Below are 19,284 nucleotides of genomic sequence, written 5' to 3' on the forward strand. Positions count from 1 at the left end.
ACGTGACTGACGGTGAGTAATTGGTAGCATTATATCTTTCATTTTACCCTCCCATTACTGGGGATCCCTCAGTAATAGGTGGTCTTTCGTCTCCGCTTCCTTGGTATATGCAAACTTGATACGGGCACGATGAGCTATCAACATACTCGTGAGGTAGTATTGGTGATTTTTTAGCTATCACCATAGACCCGTGAAGCAATCTGTACGAAAAACAGGCTTAGCGTAGGATATTTTCCGTTTTCCAAGCGGACCCCTACATGTCGGGTAAAACTCACCCATCATCATGTACAGCAACTCCAGACTCCCCACTGGCAGCAGTACTTGCGGATATCTTGTCAAGAAAAATGCGAATGACTCACACACCCGGAATAAAGAAACGATATTTTTTGCATGTCAAAACAATTATCAGATTAAAAATAAATCCAACAAGTAAAAAAGAGACAATCAATCCTTTCAGAAACGGAAAGTCAATAAATGAAACAGTAAGACTTGCTGGCGCATCAAGCATTAAAGCTATTCGAACATGTAAATTTACTGATTGATAATTTAAAGAAGCCACAGCCCTGCATGAGCTGTGGCTGTACATCCTGAAAATTCAGTAGCGATACAATCTATTCTTTTTCCTTACGAAAATAAACTTGTTTAATATAACGCCCCCGACCATCTCCATGGCCCAGGTCCATTGAAACTAATGCCTCGGATTCATCGCGACTCATTCCATTTTTAATATGGTGATTTACAGCATCGCGGGAGTAAGCGTAACGTAAACTGTGCGGCGCATTTTTACCATTCATTCCGGCCTCTCTTACAATATTACGGTAGCGATCAATAGCGGTATGCAGAGAGGGTTTATCAATCAGTTTTCCGTTATGTTCACTGACATAACTAATTGCCTTGTCAAGAATTGATAAAACTTTTTCGCGATTAAAAACTGTCGTTTCCCTTGGACGTCCGCCTTTAGTCCCGAAAACAACACGGACACGCTCATGATTATTAATCAGTGCCTGCCTCCATGTCTTTAAAGACTTTGCAGACTGAACGGTTTCTTCTGTTCTCAATCCAAGATATCGGGAAAGTTGCACAGCAAGAGCAACGCCCTCGTCTTTTCTTTGGGCAAAACTGACCACAGCATTAAGTTTTTCGTCTGTAATGGGAAGTTTAGTTCCATCCCGGTTAGCACCAGAAATCCCGAGCGCCTGATTACTCAGGTTAATGTGACTGGGATCGGCCAGTTTATTTCTTCCTGCTGATAATAAAACAGAACGGATAGCAGACATCTCATTCTGTAACGTCCTGAGAGATAAACTATCTGCCTTCCTGCTCTCAATATACTTTTCAATATGGGAAGTTTTGATATGTTTTACGTCCCTGATCTGAATATTCAGTTCAGACAGTCGTTCAGAAAAACGTTCTGCGATTCTTGAACGGTCAGCCACCGTTTTATAACTTCCCCGCCCCTGACGGGCAAGCGTGACGAGTTGTTTGCACAGCTGTTTACTGAATCTGGACATTTCACTCTCTCCAAAGGCATACACGTCCCTCTGCTTGTAAAGAAGCAGACGGATCTGTAGACCAGCAATTCATTCCCCGACGACACGGTTGCTGTTGCGCTTCCTGCGTCTCGACTGGTATCTGTGCATCGGGGCGGCGAATTGTTGAGTTCTTGCGAGGCACCCCAGATCTCTGATCTGTTTGCTGCTTATGCAGAGCTGACTTACGTCAAGCTGCCTCCAACACTACTGCTCGTAGTGTCGCCATCGATACCGAGTCGATTTCCTCCTTACTGATAGTTGAACGTTCAGACGGCCTCCCGTCGTGCTTACGTTGATGTGAAAGTGATTTTAAAACCGCACTGACACGGGCTACATGTTGGTCAGATGGTAGTAAAACGTTGAAAACCACGTCTTACGTGGGTTGAGACGTTATGCGCTGCGCGCGTCACTTGGTAGTGTCTTCGCCACTTCACAAGTGACGCCGCGCAGCTTCGTGCTCCTAATGCAACTCCGTAAGCGGCCAAATGTACCAAATGGCCTTATCCGTCGATGCAAAAGTCGTACGAAACTCAGGGCGTATCACTGCAAATGAGAAGACGTTGAACTGATGCCGTTCACAGAACGGAAGTGAATTGAAACTGGCAGATTTGCTACACAGTAAACCTTCATCGCCGCGTCATAGTGCGCCTTCATAGACGATATCTGCTTTCAAAGGTGAGCAGATTTGCCACATTTTTCATGTACTCCCTTTCAGGCTTAGAGAGTTTTATTGTGCAGTCACCCGAAGGCGCTCCTCACAGACTGCCGGAACATTGGTGGTCGCAGCTTAAGTGCGACTGTAGCCACCCAAAGGCGCTCATCACAGGCTACAAGAGCATTGGTGGTCGCCAGTGCGACAGTACAACAGTTTGATAGTACCAACAGGGAAATACGACGTCAAATGGATGTAGACATCGTTTTTTGGGTGAGTAATATGTAGTTTTCTCCGATGAAAGTGGTTGATATGGATATTTTAAAACAACGCCTTATGATTCTGATTTTCGGATTATCTAACTTTTTATTCTTTTATTTATTATTAACCTCTATTGATCTAAATATATTCTTAATGACTAAATAGATGCGCGGAATAGTAGATCACTGAAAGGGAACTCAGCCCGGATTGTGCGATCTGATCAATCGCCAAACCAACCAAAACCACCAACCGGACTGAGCGATGCCGATCATAGCACCAATACCCCGTGGCGAACGACGCCTGATGCAGAAAGCTATTCATAAAACGCGCGATAAAAATCATGCCCGCAGACTCACGGCCATGCTGATGCTTCATCGGGGTGAACGGGTCAGCGATGTTGCCAGAACTCTCTGTTGTGCCCGTTCATCCGTTGGTCGCTGGATTAACTGGTTTACGCACTCAGGTATTGAAGGCCTGAAATCCTTACCCGCAGGGCGCTCCCGACGCTGGCCTTTTGAACATATCTGCACCCTGTTACGTGAGCTGATAAAGCATTCTCCCGGCGATTTTGGTTATCAACGTTCACGCTGGAGCACCGAATTACTGGCATTAAAAATCAATGAGATAACCGGTTGCCAGTTACATGCAGGAACCGTTCGCCGCTGGTTGCCATCTGCGGGGCTTGTATGGCGCAGGGCCGCGCCAACTCTGCGTATCCGTGACCCACATAAAGATGAAAAGATGGCGGTAATCCACAAAGCGCTGGATGAATGCAGCGCAGAGCATCCGGTATTTTATGAAGATGAAGTGGATATCCACCTTAATCCTAAAATCGGTGCGGACTGGCAGTTGCGCGGACAGCAGAAACGGGTAGTGACGCCGGGGCAGAACGAAAAATACTATCTGGCCGGCGCACTGCACAGTGGCACGGGTAAAGTCAGGTAGTTATCATTAACACATAATGATAACTACCTTTTCCCGATAAAATATCACTCACCTATAGCCACGGAATGAATTTCCTTCATCAACTTCTGTACGCCAGATCCCGATAGCCTTTCTGCAGATGCCGATGAATATGTTATATAGAGTTTACTTCCACTCCCGTTTTTTTCAATTTCTACATCTAAATGATCGTTATCATTCCAGTCAGAGCCCATTTTATAATAGCTACCAGGTATTGCCTCCCAAACTGGATGTGCATCATCTTCAGCGGCCGCTTTCCATGCCCCGTCATTAGAGCTATTCCGTAAACTATCCAGCTCCTGACTTGACATAAACTTGTAATGTCTTTTTATTCTGGCAGCAGCAGTATCTACATCAACAGCTACAGTATAATTTTTAGACTTGGATTCTTTTTTTAATGACTGAGGTAAATGCATTGGTGTCGTAACATCAGTTGATGGGTTAGAGTTTCCCCTCAAAGAGTTCATTATACCTGAAGCACCATGACTGATTTTATTATTTGTATCTGCTATTTCCTGCATGCTACAGGCTGTGACAAGAGCAGGAATTATTAAAATGGCGGTAAGACTCCTCACGATCCATATCCTCCAAACATATTTACTAAAAAAGCGGTCAATGAAAAGTACGCTTGACTTATTCACCATGTAACAGACTGTAAACCCTGCCGTATAGAGTTTGTAATGTCAATGGTGCGGTTTTGAGCAAATATAAAAAAGATTACCTTACTCTGACAATATCATCCAATCTGTTTGTAAAAGCGGGCGAAAGTCTTTCTATTCGCATCTTTCAGCCTGTGGCATCACTTTTAATGCCCTGCCCTGCAAACCAGACTGAACCCTTACCAGAGCTGTTAATGCTGTCTATGAGTGTCATTAATTCATCGCTATTACGATGAGGCTGAAGGTCATCGAACAGGGTAAGTTGTAATACTGCCGCGCTGCGAAAATCGGTGAGAATTACACCTGCGCGTTGATAACGATGCCCCGGGATGAATATTGTTTCAAGAGCTCTTACAGCCGCCTTGATGATATCCCGGGAATCACGGGCCGGAACAGCAAGCTCCGTTACAGCCTGATTTTAAAGAACGACTCATTCTCTGCAAAGGGACTGGTACTGATGAACACCGCTACTCGTTTACAAAACTGGCGCTCTGCGCGTAACTTTTCCGCTGCACGTTCGGCATGAGCGCAGACGGCCTGATGGATGCTGAATTCATCTGTAGGTTTTTCTCCAAAGGAGCGGGAGCATATGATTTGCTCCTTTGGAGCTGTAAACTCTTCAAGGCCCAGGCAGGGCATGCCGTTGAGTTCTCTTACTGTTCGTTCAACAACCACTGAAAATTGCTTACGAATAAATGAAGGAGACAGCTCAGACAGCTGGAGTGCATTGTTAATCCCCATCAACTGCAATTTTTTACCGAGCCGACGGCCAATACCCCAGACCTCTTCGACTGGCACCAAGGCCATTAACTTTCGCTGTCGCCCTATATTGCTCAGGTCAACTACTCCTCGCGTAGCTGGCCAGCGTTTACTTGCATATTGGGCCAGTTTAACCAGAGTTTTCGTTGGGCCTATCCCCACTGACCCTGACCCAAAATCCTGTTCCATTCAGAAACAGAATTCCGGCATGATAAACACTCCCCTGAACGGAGGTGGTGCCGATGAAAAAGTCACGATTCACCGAAGAGCAGATTGTTTTTGCCCTGAAGCAGGCTGAACTGGGTACGTCAGTGCCGGACGTCTGTCGCAAGCTGGGCATTTCGGATGCCACTTTCTATACGTGGCGTAAAAAATACGGTGGTATTTCTCCTTCGGAGCTGAAGCATATGCGGCAACTGGAAGAGGAAAATCTGCGGCTGAAGAGGCTGGTTGCCGATCTGAGCCTCGACAAGGCGATGCTGCAGGACGTGCTGGCAAAAAAGAGCTGACGCTGGCACACCTGCGCGAATGGGTCAGGGATTTGCAAGCCCGCTACGGGGCCAGTGAGAGACAGGTCTGTTTTGCGCTGCGGGTCAGCCGCAGCTCGTTTCGATATCGTTCTGTGGCCGCCGACGACAGCGCACTGCGGCTACGCATCCGTGAGATAACCGAAACCCGGGTTCATTACGGGTACCGCCGGGTACACGTGATGCTCAGGCGGGAAGGCTGGCGCGATAATCACAAACGGATCTACCGGCTTTACAGCGAACAGGGGCTGTCACTGCGTCTCAAACGGCCACGCCGCAATAAATCGGCCCAGCGCCGACAACCGCAGCCTCAGGGTCTGTATCCGAATCACGTCTGGGGCATGGATTTTGTCTCTGATGCGTTGTTTGACGGGCGACGACTGCGCCTGCTGACGGTTATCGACCTGTACACCCGCGAATGCCTGGGGATCTGCGTGGGGCAGAATTTGCGTTCAACAGAAGTGGCAGAAATGCTGAACAGCATAGCGCTCAGACGTCCTTTACCTCAGTTGCTGAAAACCGATAATGGTTCTGAATTTGCAGGTAAAATGCTGGACAGATGGGTGTACGAAAGAGGCATCAGAATCGACTTCTCACGCCCGGGAACACCGACGGACAATGCGACGGTGGAGTCCTTCAACGGCAGGTTACGGCAGGAATGCCTGAACGAAAACTGGTTCATGTCCCTGGAGGATGCACGGTGCAAAATCGAGGCCTGGCGCATACACTATAACCAGAGACGTCCCCATTCTGCGCTGGGCTGGATGACGCCATCTGAATTTGCTGAAAAGTCTGCCGGTTGCCTGAATATGCAGCCAACATGAAGCCGGTTATTCCTGATTATGACTGGAGCATATTCGGGGTCAGGGTCATATGAAGACATTACTAACATCACGGTGTATTAATCAACGGGGAGCAGGTCAGGGCTGCATGGCGAGCGCTACAAAACGGGCTTTCTCTTCGGGAGTATAACGGCGGCGCTTTTGCTCGCCAGTGATCACTTCGATTCTTTGCACAGGACACTCCTTAAACATAGCTCTTTGCCTATGTCTTACTGGTGAAGTGTCCGGTTTAAACGGGGGCTATTACAGGATACTAATAGCCCTTGTTAATTGCACAAAAAATCGGCTATGGCTATAGTGGTCTTTAAGGCTTACCTAGTATGGAGGAATGTAATGCCTCAATCTCAAAAAAATCGAGCTTGGAATCGTGGAGCAAGACTTGCAATCCTTTATAAGCAAATGAAAGTTAATCTCCTGAATCTTGATAAAATTTGCGTAACATTGGCAAAGAAAAATAGAATACCTACATGGATTGGCCATATACCCTTGATTCTGGTTTTTGCCGGCACTCTAGCAGGGCTTTTGACAGTGGGTTTTGTGATCTCCGCATGCCTGATCTTTCTTTTATGTATCACCTTCATTGCAAAAAATGTCAGCTCGTCAGCTCCTGACGATGATGATTCAAGCACAGGCCCCGGTTACAGATATGGTAAAGATGGATATGGTTATTATACGGGTTCTGATGACATTACGTCTGAGAAACTAGATTAAGCGAGGCATTCACGCCTCGCTTAATATGCCATTATAAACGAACACTTTTTTTAACTGAATCTACAGCTGCTCCCCCGGTTTCTTGAGGTTTAGCAACCCCAGTTTTAAGTGCCCCAGAGATTACATCGCCTATTCTTACTCCCGCCCAAGATAATGCTCCTAACCAAACGGCAGGCAGTACAATAAACATCGCTCCCATAACCAGATTCATAATAAGGTCATCGGTACTGTTCTGCAGCCCTGCCATATTAAAGCGGCTGTGAGTGTCTGAACTGTACAACGCGGTTAACAACCAGCTGTCGAGCCAGCGCGCCAGTTCCCACCAGAATGTCAGGAAGTTAAGAGCAAATATCACAAAGGTCAGCGTAATAACGGTTTTGAATTCGTAGGCCGCAAATGCCAGGATCAGCGGCAGCATGACATATATTGCCATCAGCAGGATGGCCTGCACCATTGGCAGCGCCTGCCGCATCGCATCGAACGCCGGGAACGCGGCCAGACTGCCGAGGGCCGTACCGCCAATGGAGGCCACGCGCGCCGCGGCATTATCCAGGGTAAAATCGGCGTTGCCGCCATAGCCGGCATACACGTGACCATTCTGTGAGACCGTCAGGCTTTCCGGGCTGACCAGACGACGGATGACGGCTTCCTGATAGTCACTGTCGTTAAAGCCTGACATTTTCATTGCGGCCGAGATACGCAGCCACATATCGGGGTCGGCCTGGTCCTTCACCCGTGCTTTCAGTCCGGTGTCCGTACTGCTCCACCACTCGCTGCAGGTGGGATAGCCTCCTCTTCCTGTATTGGGCCGGCCGCTGTCCCGGCTGTCGGTCCACGGGAACGCAGCCCGGGGCAGTTTGGACTGCAACGAAGGATAATACCGGCTCAGGAATGTACTGCTGCCAATCCATTCGATATCACGCAGCGTGGTTTTGTCCTTTGTCTGGCCCTGATCCTGTTGCTTCCACAGATACAACGCAACCGAATAGCAGTCGTTGGTGAAGTCCTGCAGTTCCTGCGCCAGCGCTTTGTTGTCGATACGCGTATGCTGCACTTCAAAGCGGATCTGGCGCATGTCAGGGCGGCAGGGAATGGTCGCCACGGCTGCCTGGGTTACCCCTTTTGAGAGTTTATGAATCAGCACCCACCATACCGGTGCTGCAGCCGTCTGGCCGTTGAGACTGGTGACCACGCCGGCATAGCCGCTTTCATCCGGCGCTTTTGGCGTCCACACACCACAGCTCTTTGCCCGGGTTGTGTCGTACTGCATCGTACTGAGGCTGACATTAATCAGCGGTACGCAGCAGGCAATCATCACCAGGAAACCGGCATACAGCGCGTTCTCGATACGGGGCAACGACAGCATCCCCTTGTTGCCTTCATCCTCCCCCTCTTCGCGGACCCTGAGCCAAACCCCCACCACCTTAAACGCCAGCGGCAGGACAAAAAGCCCGGTACTCAGCAGGACATTCCACAGGCCGTTATTGATCACCCAGCCGAGCAGCGTGAGAAAATACTCAAGATAGCTGTTTGTCGTCATCTTCAGGCTCCCGGACCGGTAAACATCGCGTACTCACATAACGCGATAAAAAGTACACTGACCACACTGATGCGCAGCAGTGGTCGCCTGTACGACTCTTGCAAACCCGGCGCATGCCGGATTTTCAAGAGGCCCCACGCAACCAGCGCATACAGCGCCAGTCGCCATATCAGCCAGCCGTAGCGCGTCGACTGCATCCAGCTCCGGAATGCAGCAGCTTCAGTCGGATGTTTCATGGCGGTGTCAGCCACCATCAGTGAGACCACCATGAACAGCGCCATGCAGGCGAGGAAAATGCCGGCACGGGTCAGGACTTTCCTGACAGTCGTTTTTTTACGCATCCTTATTCCCTCATTCAGCCGACTGCGGCGCTGCCATCTGGTTGAAGCGACTGTCGGTATTGTCATCAGACTGGGTCTGCGGGTTGGTTTCGACGCGCTGGTTCTCCCTGTCGATAATGGTCAGCACCGAATTACGTGACAGTTCACGCTTCATCTCCATCTCGTTTTTCAGCGCCGCGATTTCCCGATCCAGCGCCTCAATACGCTGGCCGGCGGTATCAATGGCCTTTGGCTGAGCGGCAGCATTCGGCTCCGACATACCGGTAACCATCATGCGACGCATCAGCAGCGCCGTTTCCACCGTGTCAGACATGGCCAGCTCGCCTGCAAGGCGGGCGGTCAGGGCCGCGTTATCCGGATCACGCTGCAGGGCTTTAATCACGCCGGCCGTCACCGGCAGTCCGCCTGTTTTCAGCTTCGCCAGATTCGCGGCCGTGGGCTTTTCCGTACCGTTGACGAGCCTGACCAGCTGCTCAGCGTTGGCTTTGGTTGCCTCTTCCAGCAGTGGGGCAAAGCCGGTGCCGGCAACGGTCGTACCGGGCTGGTCATCCGCATCACCGCTGGTACATTCGCTCGCGTTGGCACAGGTGCGCATCGAACGATCGCCCAGCACCTTCACGGTCATGGCCGCCGCCTCTTCCGCGCTGCCGAATTTAGAGCATGCGCCACCGTTACAGCTGCTTTCGCCGACAGTCGAATTAGCGGTGACAGGCAGACCGTTCATCATGTTGTAGCCGGCAGCAACAAGGTCATGGGTGACACGGATGGCGGGCTGCCCCGCCCCCCCACGTTTCTGACCGCCAATCCAGTTATTGCCCGACGTGCCGGTGACTTTCCGCCCCGCCTCATCTGCACGAACCGCGTCAGTGTCTCCGCTGTTCACAACAGACTTGTATTCATCCATCATGGCCTGCTGCGTCCAGTTACTGCTGTCGCTGAAGTCCATCATCTTTTTCGCCATGTTCTGGCAGTTGAGCTGCGCCTTGTCGAATGACACATTGGCCTGAAGCACGCCGTTTGTGAGCATGTCATACAGACCGGGGTTGGCCCGCTGAATGACCATCGCCGGCAGACTGGCCACCGCGCCGGTGGCCCCCTGAATCACGTCGCCCATCAGGTTTTTAAAGCCTGATGTGACGCCGTTGAGCTGGTTGCCGACGGTGGTTTTCAGGTCAAAATTGCCGCACATCAGGTCACTGCTCCAGCCGGTATTCAGCCCCAGCTTCTGCATATTGCCGCGCGTGGCCGGCTGGGAAATGACCGAGCCGCCGCCGAGGGTGTAGAACAGTTTGTCTGACACCGCCCCATCCACGGACTTGCCGTAACCGATGGCGCTGTTGTTCACCTGCGGCAGGGACATGCCCAGGATGGTATTGTCATCATCGGCTGCGTGCGCGGCCGGGAGGACGTTCAGCAGGGAGCCGGTCAGCAGCAGGCTTACGCGAGCGGCTGAAAATGAAGGTGTTTTTTTCACGGTTTTCCTCATCAGATATCAGTGCTGCCCAGAAATGTCTGCCCGCGTCGTTTGCAGCAGCTGTAGGGCTGCCAGAACGCAAAGGCTTCGTTGTTGTCGCTCGCGGCGGTGTGGCTCCCGTCCGGGAAGACGGCACATGACTGTGTCATGTGGGGGGCCAGCCGCTGCCATTTGTGATTGCGTGTGCCGGTGTTTTCCTTAACCTCGCCCGGTGGCCAGTACCCGTCATGACGGTTGCCTTTGAGCACCTGATACACATGCGGCTGCCCGGCGCGGGTGATAATGTCTGCGACACGCTGTGCCACCACGGCAGAGGCTTTATCATCATCGGTCTGGCTGACAAACCCCGAACGGGGATAGACGTTGCCCCACATATTTGCTGCGGCCTGACTGCCGATTTCCCGCTGGCCGGGCACAAGCGCCTCCGGATAGAGGGACTCCGGCACGCCCGTGCGCCAGGCCGCCGAATCCAGCGTACTCAGGAAGTAAGGCATTAACGGGGTGGCTGCGGTATCACAGGAATAGCCCGGAATACTGCCGCCAATCAGGGAGGTGGCCGGGTGGCCAATCGCATCGGCATATTTGAAACGGACGGCAGACTTGCGCTGGCCGGGATTTTTCATGTCGGCCGGATTGGCTCCTCCGGCAGAAACACCGGAAAGCCCGCTGGTCACAGCACTCTCTAACCCGCCGGCGGTCTGGCTGACAAACGCCATTTCCTGCCACGGGTTGCCGCCCGGAGCGACATAGGTCGAAACGACTGTCTGAGGAATGAAGTGGGTGACTTTGACCGATGTGCGCACCTTGCAGCCAAAGGGGGTGCAGAACAGCCAGTAACAGATGCCACTCACACGCCAGCTGATACAGTTTTGCGACACGGCGCTGGCAATAATCTGCGCGGTGTTAAGTGCTGCAATAGCTGCCGGCGCGGTTGCCGTACCCAGTACCGTGGCAACCGCCAGCGAGCACACCGTGGTTCTGATGCGGGAAGGTTTTGTATTCACTGACCACCTCCCCGGTTACGCAGGGAAGTGGCCACGGCCACATCCGTGGTGCCGTACACCACATCGCGGTCATCAAATACCACAGCCGGCACTTTTTTGATGCCCAGCTCCCAGGCCCGGACCACCTGCCGATAAGAATCGTTTAGTTGCAGCTGTTTTTGTTGCCAGGCAGGAGACGTCATAATCTGCCTGACCTGTGCTTCGGCCTGCTGCGGGTCTGCAGGCAATTCCCCGAACATGTCGGCCTGCAGCCGGTCAGGACCATCAAGAAGGACCACCGGCACGTCCGGCGGCAGATTTGTCGGCAGATGTTGACTGTCGGTGAAGAAGACCGTGCCGGCCAGTGCGAATGCCGGCAGCAGAGCCGGCAGGAAAACAAGAGGGGTCAGTTTCATGAATCGGGACTCCGTCAGACTGAATCGTCTGTCAGCGTGCCCGCGGCCGTTCATAAAAGCCGCAATAAACTCATTTTCAGAACTCAAAAATTAATCTGCAAGTTTAGAATTTTCCTTTCCCACTGCTTTACCTGTTCTGACTGACCGCTGCGTGCCCAAGCCGTGTGAAAACTGTTTTGGTCGCTTAATCTGAGAAAAACGGGGCTGAAAACTACGCTCATACGTAAAATTTGGCTCAGCTAAACAGTCGAGTAATTACAGATTTTGCGTAGGTGCGCGAACTTCAGTTTTGGGTTAGGGCCCATAGCGCAGTCGGACTGACGGCTCGGTCTGAGGAGGATCCGGGGGCGGACTAAACCGGGCAGTGGCTGAAGTTTTGATGATCAGCAGCAGGCACTTTGGAATGCCCCCGCTTCCGCAGACAGTATCTGTCCTCACGGTGAGGCCTTTTCGAAGGCCTCCGGACTGACGCCTTCCAGGTGACTGTTAAACCCGTGGCGATTCATCCTTTTTGACTTACGCAGCATACACCAGATGGCTGATGCAGAGTTCATGGCAGGGATAATATGTTTAACCTGATAGAGGATCGTAATCCCGGTGAAGTAATACCCATCAAATCATTTATGAAATGTCCGCGCCTCGTGCGGGATGAAAATAAAGTTTAATACTAACTAACGGCAAAAGCCGCCTGGATCGGTGTTTTTTTGTTCGAAAAAGGAGGGGTTATCATCCTAAACCAGAGGCCGGGCGCACCTGCCGGTCGGATCCGTAGAAATAAAGTTTCATACTTAGCGATTAGAAAGCCTTAAAGGCATACTGGTACGCCAACGCTTGGAACTACTTAACCTGCTGTTATGGCGCAGTCAAGCTCCTGGCTGCCGACAATGTTAAACGTTTTCAGACCGCCCCTAAATGTAAAATCAACCATCGCTAAATCTGTTAGGAAGAAGCCCTTGAATCAATCACACAAAGGCTGCTGTAACCCCAGCAGCCATGTTTGCGGCAAATAATCTGAGAGCTCCCGCCCTAGAAATCAGGCGGCTCTCGATCTGAATGCCCACGATTTGCACGGCATCCACCACAGCCTTTTCAAAGACAGTGCACGTCCCTACGGGCTGCGGGGCATCGCTTGGTTGTGCAGGATAGGCTAGTGCCACTAGGTTGCATCCAGTAGCCTTGGAGAAGGCCAGGGCTTCGTAGATGTCAGCTTCACTGATGCGAAGCTGTCCCTTCTCCACGTGGCCCTTGTACTTGGCATCCAGCAGCATCCTGGGCCTTGTTCCATCGAGCTCAATTACACAGTCTGGGTACACTGAAAGCTTGCTCACAGCACCGGTAATCATCCTGATCTTAGTGCCTAAGGGATAGCCCTGTTGGGGCACTACGGCACTGCGACCAAAGCCCAATCGTGCGGCCACCGTTAACAGATCTTCCCACACGCGCCAGGTATTCACTAAGTAACCAGGTGCATGGGCCTGTCCCTGCTTGTAGTTAAGCCCCAGGCCTCCGAGCACATCGATAGACAGCTCATGCAGTGGCTTCCACGCTCGGTGCCGTGCAGGAATGGGGTTTCGACGGTTAGCAGCAACGTTCTGAGGCGAAAGGTCCTCAATCAAACGCACCAGCGAACTTGCGGCTGAAGGGTCACTTACTTCAGGGAGTAACTCCCTGGCCGCTGCCACGATATCCCCGTTCCAACCGTTCTTGCGATCAAAGCGAATGAGCTCTTGCTCAAAGCCATCAGGTGAAGGAAAGATGAGATCCACCGGATCAGGATCCCCATCGATGAAGAAGTCTGCTTCACGCACACTACGATAACTGCGCAGTGGCCGACGTTTACGGGCCTCGTACATGCTCGTGATGGAACGAGCTACTAGCGTAGACAAATCCCTTGGGGTACCACCTGATGCCGATAAGCGTTCGGAAGCCAAGAGCCGCCCATGACGTGAAAGCGTGGAGAGGAAAAAGAAATCTTCGCGCCACGCTGCATCTGTGTCGTCGAGCCCCAAAAACTTGGGAGCAACTTCCAGTTCCAGTGAAGGTGCCAGGCGAATGAGGCCCGCAAAATCGATGGCACGTGTGCCCTTGGCATCCACACTGATAGGGTTGTAGCTAAGCCTTAAGCTCGACGCAATCCGGCTCCCAGCCTCCAATAAAAGGCTGTTGGCCTTCGTGCGATCCACCCCAATCGCTTCAGCAATCGCACGGCTCAGGTCAACGGGTGTACCGTACTCAATAAGGGACAGCCGTGTTCGGGGGTTCACCACGTGCTACCCCCTCGGATTGGCAAATGCCCTGAGAGCTGCGTAGATATTGTTCTCAGCAAAATTCGTGGGCCCTTCAAAACGAAAGCGTAAATCATCCGCAAAAGTTGTCTCGGTGAGCTTGAACGGATTAAAGGCTGGCCCATCCAGCGCATTAAGAGCCGCTGCAATTCCTCGTGTGTCCCCGAAGAATACCTCTTCCACGTGTGCCCGCACCTTCGCCCACCCTACACACAGCGTGCCCAAAGCTTCATTAAGGCCCAATGTTTGCGGCTTCACATCCGACATCAGTACACCATGCCCGATCTGAAACTCGGGACCACGGCCCAGAGCAATTTGCGCGTTTACAGCAATCCAGGCACTCACCGAAGCCTCCAAGGCATCGTTCACGCTGGCAGGTACATCAGGCAATGCATTGACACCCTTGGCACCCAAACCGTAAAACGTCCGCAAAGCCGCCTCATCGGGCTCTAGGCGCATAGGTTCCCAACGACGCAAGAACGCGACATCCAAGGGCTCCACAGACGCATCGGCCTGATTCATCGCAGCCAGGATATAGAGGTCATGGGGCAGTGCGTATTCGATCACATCACCAGAGACGGGATCGAGCATTTCAAAGAACTGCGTTTCAGCAAGTTTGGCCCCATCAGAGGCCAAGCGTTTATCGGACTCAATGGCCACAATGGCACCACCGAACACCTGCACCGCAGGACCTCGGTTGATCTCATCAATGATCAACAGTGCAGCCCCATTGGCACCCTTCGCATGCTCACTGGCACGGTACAGAGTCCCCTTCACGATGGTGAAGTCTGGGTCTCCTGCTGTCTTGTTGACCGCAGGCGTGATGCCCGATAAGAAATCGCGGTACTTGGAGTTTTGGTGGAAGACCGTCCGAAAGACTTTGCGGTCCATCTTGGTGGGTGCAGGAATGTCTTTAACAACCCCAGCAGCAGGGGGAATAGGGATGCCGCCCATGGGATTGAGCTGCGGTGGGCCACCTGCAGGAGCAAGACCAAAGGCTGTTTCAAAGGCCAAAGCAACTTCGGCCAAGAGCTTGGACTTGCCCGTGCCAGGTGCACCAGACACCAGCACGTTGCGCGAACGTGCGAGTAGCTTTAACACCTGTTTGCAGTTTTCACTTACCATTACAGAACCTACGCATGTTCGTGAAGTCGATATAGCCAATTACGGCTCGATTAGCAGCCCGCTGTGCATCCAAACAACTCAATAGCTCTTGAGCAACTGAAGGATCCCAAACGCCTTTAACACGAAGAGTTGCTTCTTCCGCGAAGTGCGGCCAAACCGACTGGTCATGAAGCTGAATCAGAAGCAACAAAACGCGATTCCCAATTCCCCCTGATGGCATTCGGTCCGAATCAAAACATGAAAATTTCGGCACCTGAGAAATCCATCCCTCTCTCGGCCGAGACTTTGTGGGTGACATAAACTCAGCTGCTCTTGATACAACCTGTGTTGAGTCCGGCTCGTTCCAAAAGAAGGTACCTTGATGTACTGCCTTTCCACCCCGGAGAATTTTATTGGGAAATATCAACTCAACAGCTGGCAACACCGCCTCGTAGGGAAATCGAAAGTCTCTTGCCCCCCCTCCAGAATCAGAGTCATTAGACTCCGCATCAGCTTTCCGTCGATCTCCCTCAACAATCTCCTTGTACAGAATTCGAGCAACCTGTCCCGCTCCATTAGCCATGAATTTTGGATCCTTCTTCTATTTCTTCGCCCCCCAGAGCGAACTCAGAGGGTACATAAGCAATCGCCCCCAGCGCGCGTGCCTGCATCGCACGGTGCGACCAAACTGTAGACAGACTTCCTGTGCGTTTTGCCATTGCAGCCAAAACATTATCTCGGGTAATTGTGGACTTGGCCTCACCTGGCAAGCCCACTTGGCCCCGATCCAAAAGCGGGAAGTCTTGGAGCACTAACTCCATGTCCTTCAAATCGAGCCCATAGGCCACGGCCACTTCCGCATCAATCTCCCCACGAAGCTGCGCCATGCGCTCGTAGGTTTCACGAGTAGCCCCCGCACTGTCAAGTGTGCGCAATTCGCGTGCAGCACTCACCAGCCTCTTCCATGGCAAACCATCTTTGGCGAGTTTTGGCATGGGCACGCTTTGCAGCAGGAAGTAATTCACCGTCGTAGTGAGCACACGCCGAAGCATCCAGTCAAAGGCAAAACTGTTAGCGATGGACACCCACACCAGCAGCCGTTCTTCTGATGGGTCTTCAGGGAAAAGGATCGTGGGCACCTTATTGCCACAGACCACCCCAGCAGGAATTAACGAGGCCATGAGCGAACGCTCATTGGTCTGACCCGCAATGTCGCAAAAGCCCACACGCAGCACGTCCGCACGGTGCTGGTTAGCACTGGGCATGTCGGAGAGACGAATCCAAAACTGGGGGGCAAGGCGTGAGTCTCCGATGGCATAAGCCTCCCACAACGCACGGCGACCAGTGCCTGACACGTGGCCTTTTACACCAAAGCGATGCGCCTGCACCATTCGACCTTCCACCAGTGGCAAAGCGCCAGGCGTGGCACGCCCCAGGAACTTAGGACGCTCCTTGGTCATATCAACTTCACGGCAAAACTTCGGGGTCCAGCCATAACCAGGCTCTTCCCACGAAACACCTGCTTCTCCGATCTTTGAGAAGAGCTTCCACTCAGACACGTTACGAACCTCGGGCAGGCTCAAATCGCCCCGAACACCCGCAAGTGCTGCACGCCCAATAGTGGCAGTTCCCGTAATCTCCAATCCCGTAGGGGTGCCCCGCTCATGCATGAGAGTGATGGGCTCACGCTTGCTCTTTTCAGAGCCAGCCTTAGTGAGAGCCACGGCCAGGAACTTAAAGCGTGTGTCGATCGTAAAGAACCGTGCACGGTTATCGATGATCGACATGGACACGCTTTGGCTCGCATCAAAGATTTTCTGCCGCATGGCGCGGGTACCTTGCGAGCGAATGAGCCCACCCGGAATTAGTGCAACCACCACACCCTGCTTTTTGCAGAGTTCAAAAAAGAGGTCCGTGAAAGCAATGTATAGGTCTGGCTCTCCATTACCCAAATCGGGATAGCGAGCCAACAGGCGACGAGAGTAGTTCGCTACCTCATTGCGCTGCTGGGCAAACAGATCCTCATCAAGCCCATGAATTTGGGCCCCGTAGTGGCGCTTGGTGCCTGAGGACTTCAAGAATTCGTGCCGTGAGAGCTTGACCTTTTCCCATGGTGGATTGCCGATCACCGCATCAAACCCCTCAGGGACCATGGCAGTCCAAACCTTGCGATCAGCCATCAAGCTATCGCCACAGTACCAACGGGCACGCATAGCCTTAAGAGTCGATACATCATCAGTGAACGAAGCAAGCGCAAGCAGTGCCGCACGCAAAGAGTTGCCAGAAAGATCCGCTGCATACACACCGTGAGCCAACCAATGCGCCGTCTTGGCTCTATCCATACCACACACTGCGTGAGTCAGCGCTGCTAGCAAAATTCCTGCACCGCAGGCAGGATCAATCACCTTGCTCTTGTGTGTGAGCTTGGGGGCTGCGAGCTGCGCCAGTCGTGTAGCCAGGCGAAAATCCGTATGGTAGGCGCCCGTGCTTTTTCGATCCTGCTCATGCAAGACCTCACGCGCCAAGACACTCAGTGCCAAAGCAGGGTGAATAGGTGAACGCTCGATGGCACTTGCTACAGGTACCGCAAGCTCCAAAAGATCTGATGCTGCGCGCTTGCTCTTGACTCCAAAAGCCTCATGAAACGCCGTTAGGTCAAACCCGCCAAAACGCGCTGATGCTGCCTCCAAAACTTGAAGCCGAAGCTCAAAGCTGGTTTCCCCTCCCACAGCCTGAGTGAGTGCCGCTTCTGCTGGGGCCAGGTACTCTGATTCAACAGGCCGAGGAGAACTCATGCATAGCTCCTCACGAGAACGGGTTTGATAGCTTTAACTGTTTTTGACTGGGCTTGGGGAAGCTGTGCCATGGACCGTTTCACGACCACCAAAAACTCATTCACATCGGACGCCGAGCTACTGGCTGCCTTGTTTGGCCGGTATCGACCAATGGCGCCCAAAGGGTACATTGTGGACGAGCCGATCTTAGAAAGCTCAGCCTTCATGTCCTGCATGCAGATGTGCCCTTCACTACTGTACGAGAGCAGTACCCTTTGAGCCTTCAAGCCATGAACCAGACGCGAGAGTGTTTTGAGAGCACGGCTCTTGTAGCAAAAGTCAGAAGCCAAGGCCTTCCATGGACGAAGTCCCGCAACCCCCTCCACCACAGGCTCATCGCCAAGAGCCACCGTTTCAAGGATGTGGTAATAGCTCGCGTATTGACGCTTGGTGTACGGGGGGTCCAAATACACGAGGTCGTGTGCAACATTCGGAACGTCGAACACATCACCCACGCTAGCCTCAACACACACTCCAGTTTCTTTGAGATCACGGCAACGCATGGCAATCTTGTTTTGAGATTGGCTTGTCCATTTGGAGAGGAAGCAGCCAAAAGTGCCCGCAATGTTGGCAACGCGGTTCAGTGCACTAAAGAGATCGGCAATCAATAGCCTCTCCTCAATTTCGTCAATATATCCGGCACCTTTCCACTCAACAATCAAGCAGCGCATAGCGTCTATCTTAGCTGCATTTTCTTCGGTGAAGTACCTACGCTCAATTCCACACGTATCGATCGAAGCGGGGCTATAAGTGCGCCACATAAAATCATGCAATGGCTTAACTGCGTTTAGCTTGCTAACAGCACCAGAGTACCCACCAAGTTTTTTGAAGGTCACCTGATCATGGCTGATAAGACGTGCCCCAGCAGAGATAACAGCTGAGTGCAAGCTATCATTAATCCGCACATTCCAACCATGCTCCGCAGCAGCCTCAGCTACAGCTCCAGTTCCACAAAAAGCATCCACAAAAAACGCGCCCTTTCTAGGCGGCCCAATGTGGGATGCTATCTTGTCGACGAGTCTAGATTTGGAGCCAATATAGCGAAAAGTCATATAGAAACCCCTACGTTTTTTTTACGGCCAGTTACTGCTCGACCCTGACCAAGTTCTTGGCTGGCTTCTGGGCTTTGCAACACAATGCCTTTGTGGTCGCAATAGTCACAAAGGAGTACCTCAAGCATATTCACCATGCTCCGCTGCTCATGCTCCGCTGCCTTCTTTAAGGCCTGTTTGAACTTTCTGGAAACTCTTAGATTTAAGGTCTCACTTTTGAGGTCAGTGAATCGCATGAAAACGCCCCGCATATGTCTGTGCAATTGCGTTATTGTATATGCACACATACTGAATAGATACACTATGACAGCGATTCTTAACCTTACGTACAATGCAGCACTTTTCACTC

Annotated in this window: 16 protein-coding genes and 1 pseudogene; 4 read left to right on the forward strand and 13 right to left on the reverse strand. The window is 52.0% G+C overall.

Annotation, left to right across the window (positions count from 1 at the left end; translation table 11 throughout):
* Positions 1-257: 257 nt before the first annotated feature.
* Positions 258-542, forward strand: coding sequence for a hypothetical protein (locus tag GKAS_RS24745; RefSeq protein ID WP_129008949.1), 285 nt, complete (start codon positions 258-260; stop codon positions 540-542).
* A 69-nt stretch (positions 543-611) separates the two neighbouring features.
* On the opposite strand, the gene GKAS_RS02550 is transcribed toward GKAS_RS24745, so the two are convergent.
* Positions 612-1,511, reverse strand: a complete 900-nt coding sequence (locus GKAS_RS02550) for an integrase domain-containing protein (protein WP_026056053.1) — start codon at positions 1,509-1,511, stop codon at positions 612-614.
* Positions 1,512-2,706: 1,195 nt separating this feature from the next.
* On the opposite strand from GKAS_RS02550, the pseudogene GKAS_RS02555 reads away from it, so the two are divergent.
* A pseudogene (locus GKAS_RS02555) lies at positions 2,707-3,384 on the forward strand (IS630-like element ISEc33 family transposase); the annotation flags it as partial.
* A 50-nt stretch (positions 3,385-3,434) separates the two neighbouring features.
* On the opposite strand, the gene GKAS_RS24750 reads toward GKAS_RS02555, so the two are convergent.
* From GKAS_RS24750 to GKAS_RS25235, 3 genes are all read right to left on the reverse strand, one after another.
* A complete protein-coding gene (locus GKAS_RS24750) occupies positions 3,435-3,983 on the reverse strand; it encodes a hypothetical protein (RefSeq protein WP_221891797.1) in 549 nt (182 codons plus the stop codon).
* Between the two features lie 211 nt (positions 3,984-4,194).
* Positions 4,195-4,437 (reverse strand): DUF4113 domain-containing protein, encoded by a 243-nt coding sequence (locus GKAS_RS25460; RefSeq protein WP_323807205.1) that lies wholly within the window; start codon positions 4,435-4,437, stop codon positions 4,195-4,197.
* 35 nt (positions 4,438-4,472) lie between these two features.
* A complete protein-coding gene (locus tag GKAS_RS25235) occupies positions 4,473-5,015 on the reverse strand; it encodes a DinB/UmuC family translesion DNA polymerase (protein ID WP_050547113.1) in 543 nt (180 codons plus the stop codon).
* Between the two features lie 53 nt (positions 5,016-5,068).
* Here GKAS_RS25235 and GKAS_RS02570 point away from each other — a divergent pair.
* Both GKAS_RS02570 and GKAS_RS02575 read left to right on the forward strand, forming a co-directional pair.
* Positions 5,069-6,177, forward strand: a protein-coding gene (locus tag GKAS_RS02570; RefSeq protein WP_100214960.1) for an IS3 family transposase whose coding sequence is annotated in 2 segments (ribosomal slippage) — positions 5,069-5,330 and positions 5,330-6,177 — 1,110 coding nt in all. Because the reading frame shifts where the segments join, the coding sequence is not laid out codon by codon here.
* Positions 6,178-6,528: 351 nt separating this feature from the next.
* Complete coding sequence (locus GKAS_RS02575; RefSeq protein ID WP_016808242.1) at positions 6,529-6,906, forward strand: hypothetical protein; 378 nt, start codon at positions 6,529-6,531, stop codon at positions 6,904-6,906.
* Positions 6,907-6,937: 31 nt separating this feature from the next.
* Here GKAS_RS02575 and GKAS_RS02580 read toward each other — a convergent pair whose 3' ends face one another.
* The 9 genes from GKAS_RS02580 to GKAS_RS02625 form a co-directional block, all read right to left on the reverse strand.
* Positions 6,938-8,446, reverse strand: coding sequence for a conjugal transfer protein TraG N-terminal domain-containing protein (locus GKAS_RS02580; protein WP_016808243.1), 1,509 nt, complete (start codon positions 8,444-8,446; stop codon positions 6,938-6,940).
* 2 nt (positions 8,447-8,448) lie between these two features.
* Entirely contained in the window at positions 8,449-8,787 is a 339-nt protein-coding gene (locus GKAS_RS02585; protein WP_016808244.1) for a hypothetical protein, read from the reverse strand.
* A gap of 10 nt (positions 8,788-8,797) precedes the next feature.
* Positions 8,798-10,273, reverse strand: coding sequence for an integrating conjugative element protein (locus GKAS_RS02590; RefSeq protein ID WP_016808245.1), 1,476 nt, complete (start codon positions 10,271-10,273; stop codon positions 8,798-8,800).
* Entirely contained in the window at positions 10,273-11,265 is a 993-nt protein-coding gene (locus GKAS_RS02595; RefSeq protein ID WP_016808246.1) for a TIGR03756 family integrating conjugative element protein, read from the reverse strand. Before GKAS_RS02595 ends, GKAS_RS02590 begins: the two co-directional genes overlap by 1 nt.
* A complete protein-coding gene (locus GKAS_RS02600; protein WP_016808247.1) occupies positions 11,262-11,660 on the reverse strand; it encodes a TIGR03757 family integrating conjugative element protein in 399 nt (132 codons plus the stop codon). Before GKAS_RS02600 ends, GKAS_RS02595 begins: the two co-directional genes overlap by 4 nt.
* A gap of 962 nt (positions 11,661-12,622) precedes the next feature.
* Complete coding sequence (locus GKAS_RS02605; RefSeq protein ID WP_016808248.1) at positions 12,623-13,927, reverse strand: 5-methylcytosine restriction system specificity protein McrC; 1,305 nt, start codon at positions 13,925-13,927, stop codon at positions 12,623-12,625.
* Between the two features lie 3 nt (positions 13,928-13,930).
* Positions 13,931-15,070: an AAA family ATPase gene (locus GKAS_RS02610; RefSeq protein WP_016808249.1), complete on the reverse strand. Its 1,140-nt coding sequence runs from the start codon at positions 15,068-15,070 to the stop codon at positions 13,931-13,933.
* A 554-nt stretch (positions 15,071-15,624) separates the two neighbouring features.
* Positions 15,625-17,844, reverse strand: a complete 2,220-nt coding sequence (locus GKAS_RS02620; RefSeq protein ID WP_016808251.1) for an Eco57I restriction-modification methylase domain-containing protein — start codon at positions 17,842-17,844, stop codon at positions 15,625-15,627.
* On the reverse strand, positions 17,841-18,935 hold the full coding sequence (locus GKAS_RS02625; RefSeq protein WP_016808252.1) for a DNA adenine methylase: 1,095 nt from the start codon (positions 18,933-18,935) through the stop codon (positions 17,841-17,843). The genes GKAS_RS02620 and GKAS_RS02625 overlap by 4 nt, the downstream gene beginning before the upstream one ends.
* Positions 18,936-19,284: the final 349 nt, after the last annotated feature.

Origin of the sequence: Kluyvera ascorbata ATCC 33433 (assembly GCF_000735365.1) — a bacterium.
In the GTDB taxonomy this organism is placed as follows: domain Bacteria; phylum Pseudomonadota; class Gammaproteobacteria; order Enterobacterales; family Enterobacteriaceae; genus Kluyvera; species Kluyvera ascorbata.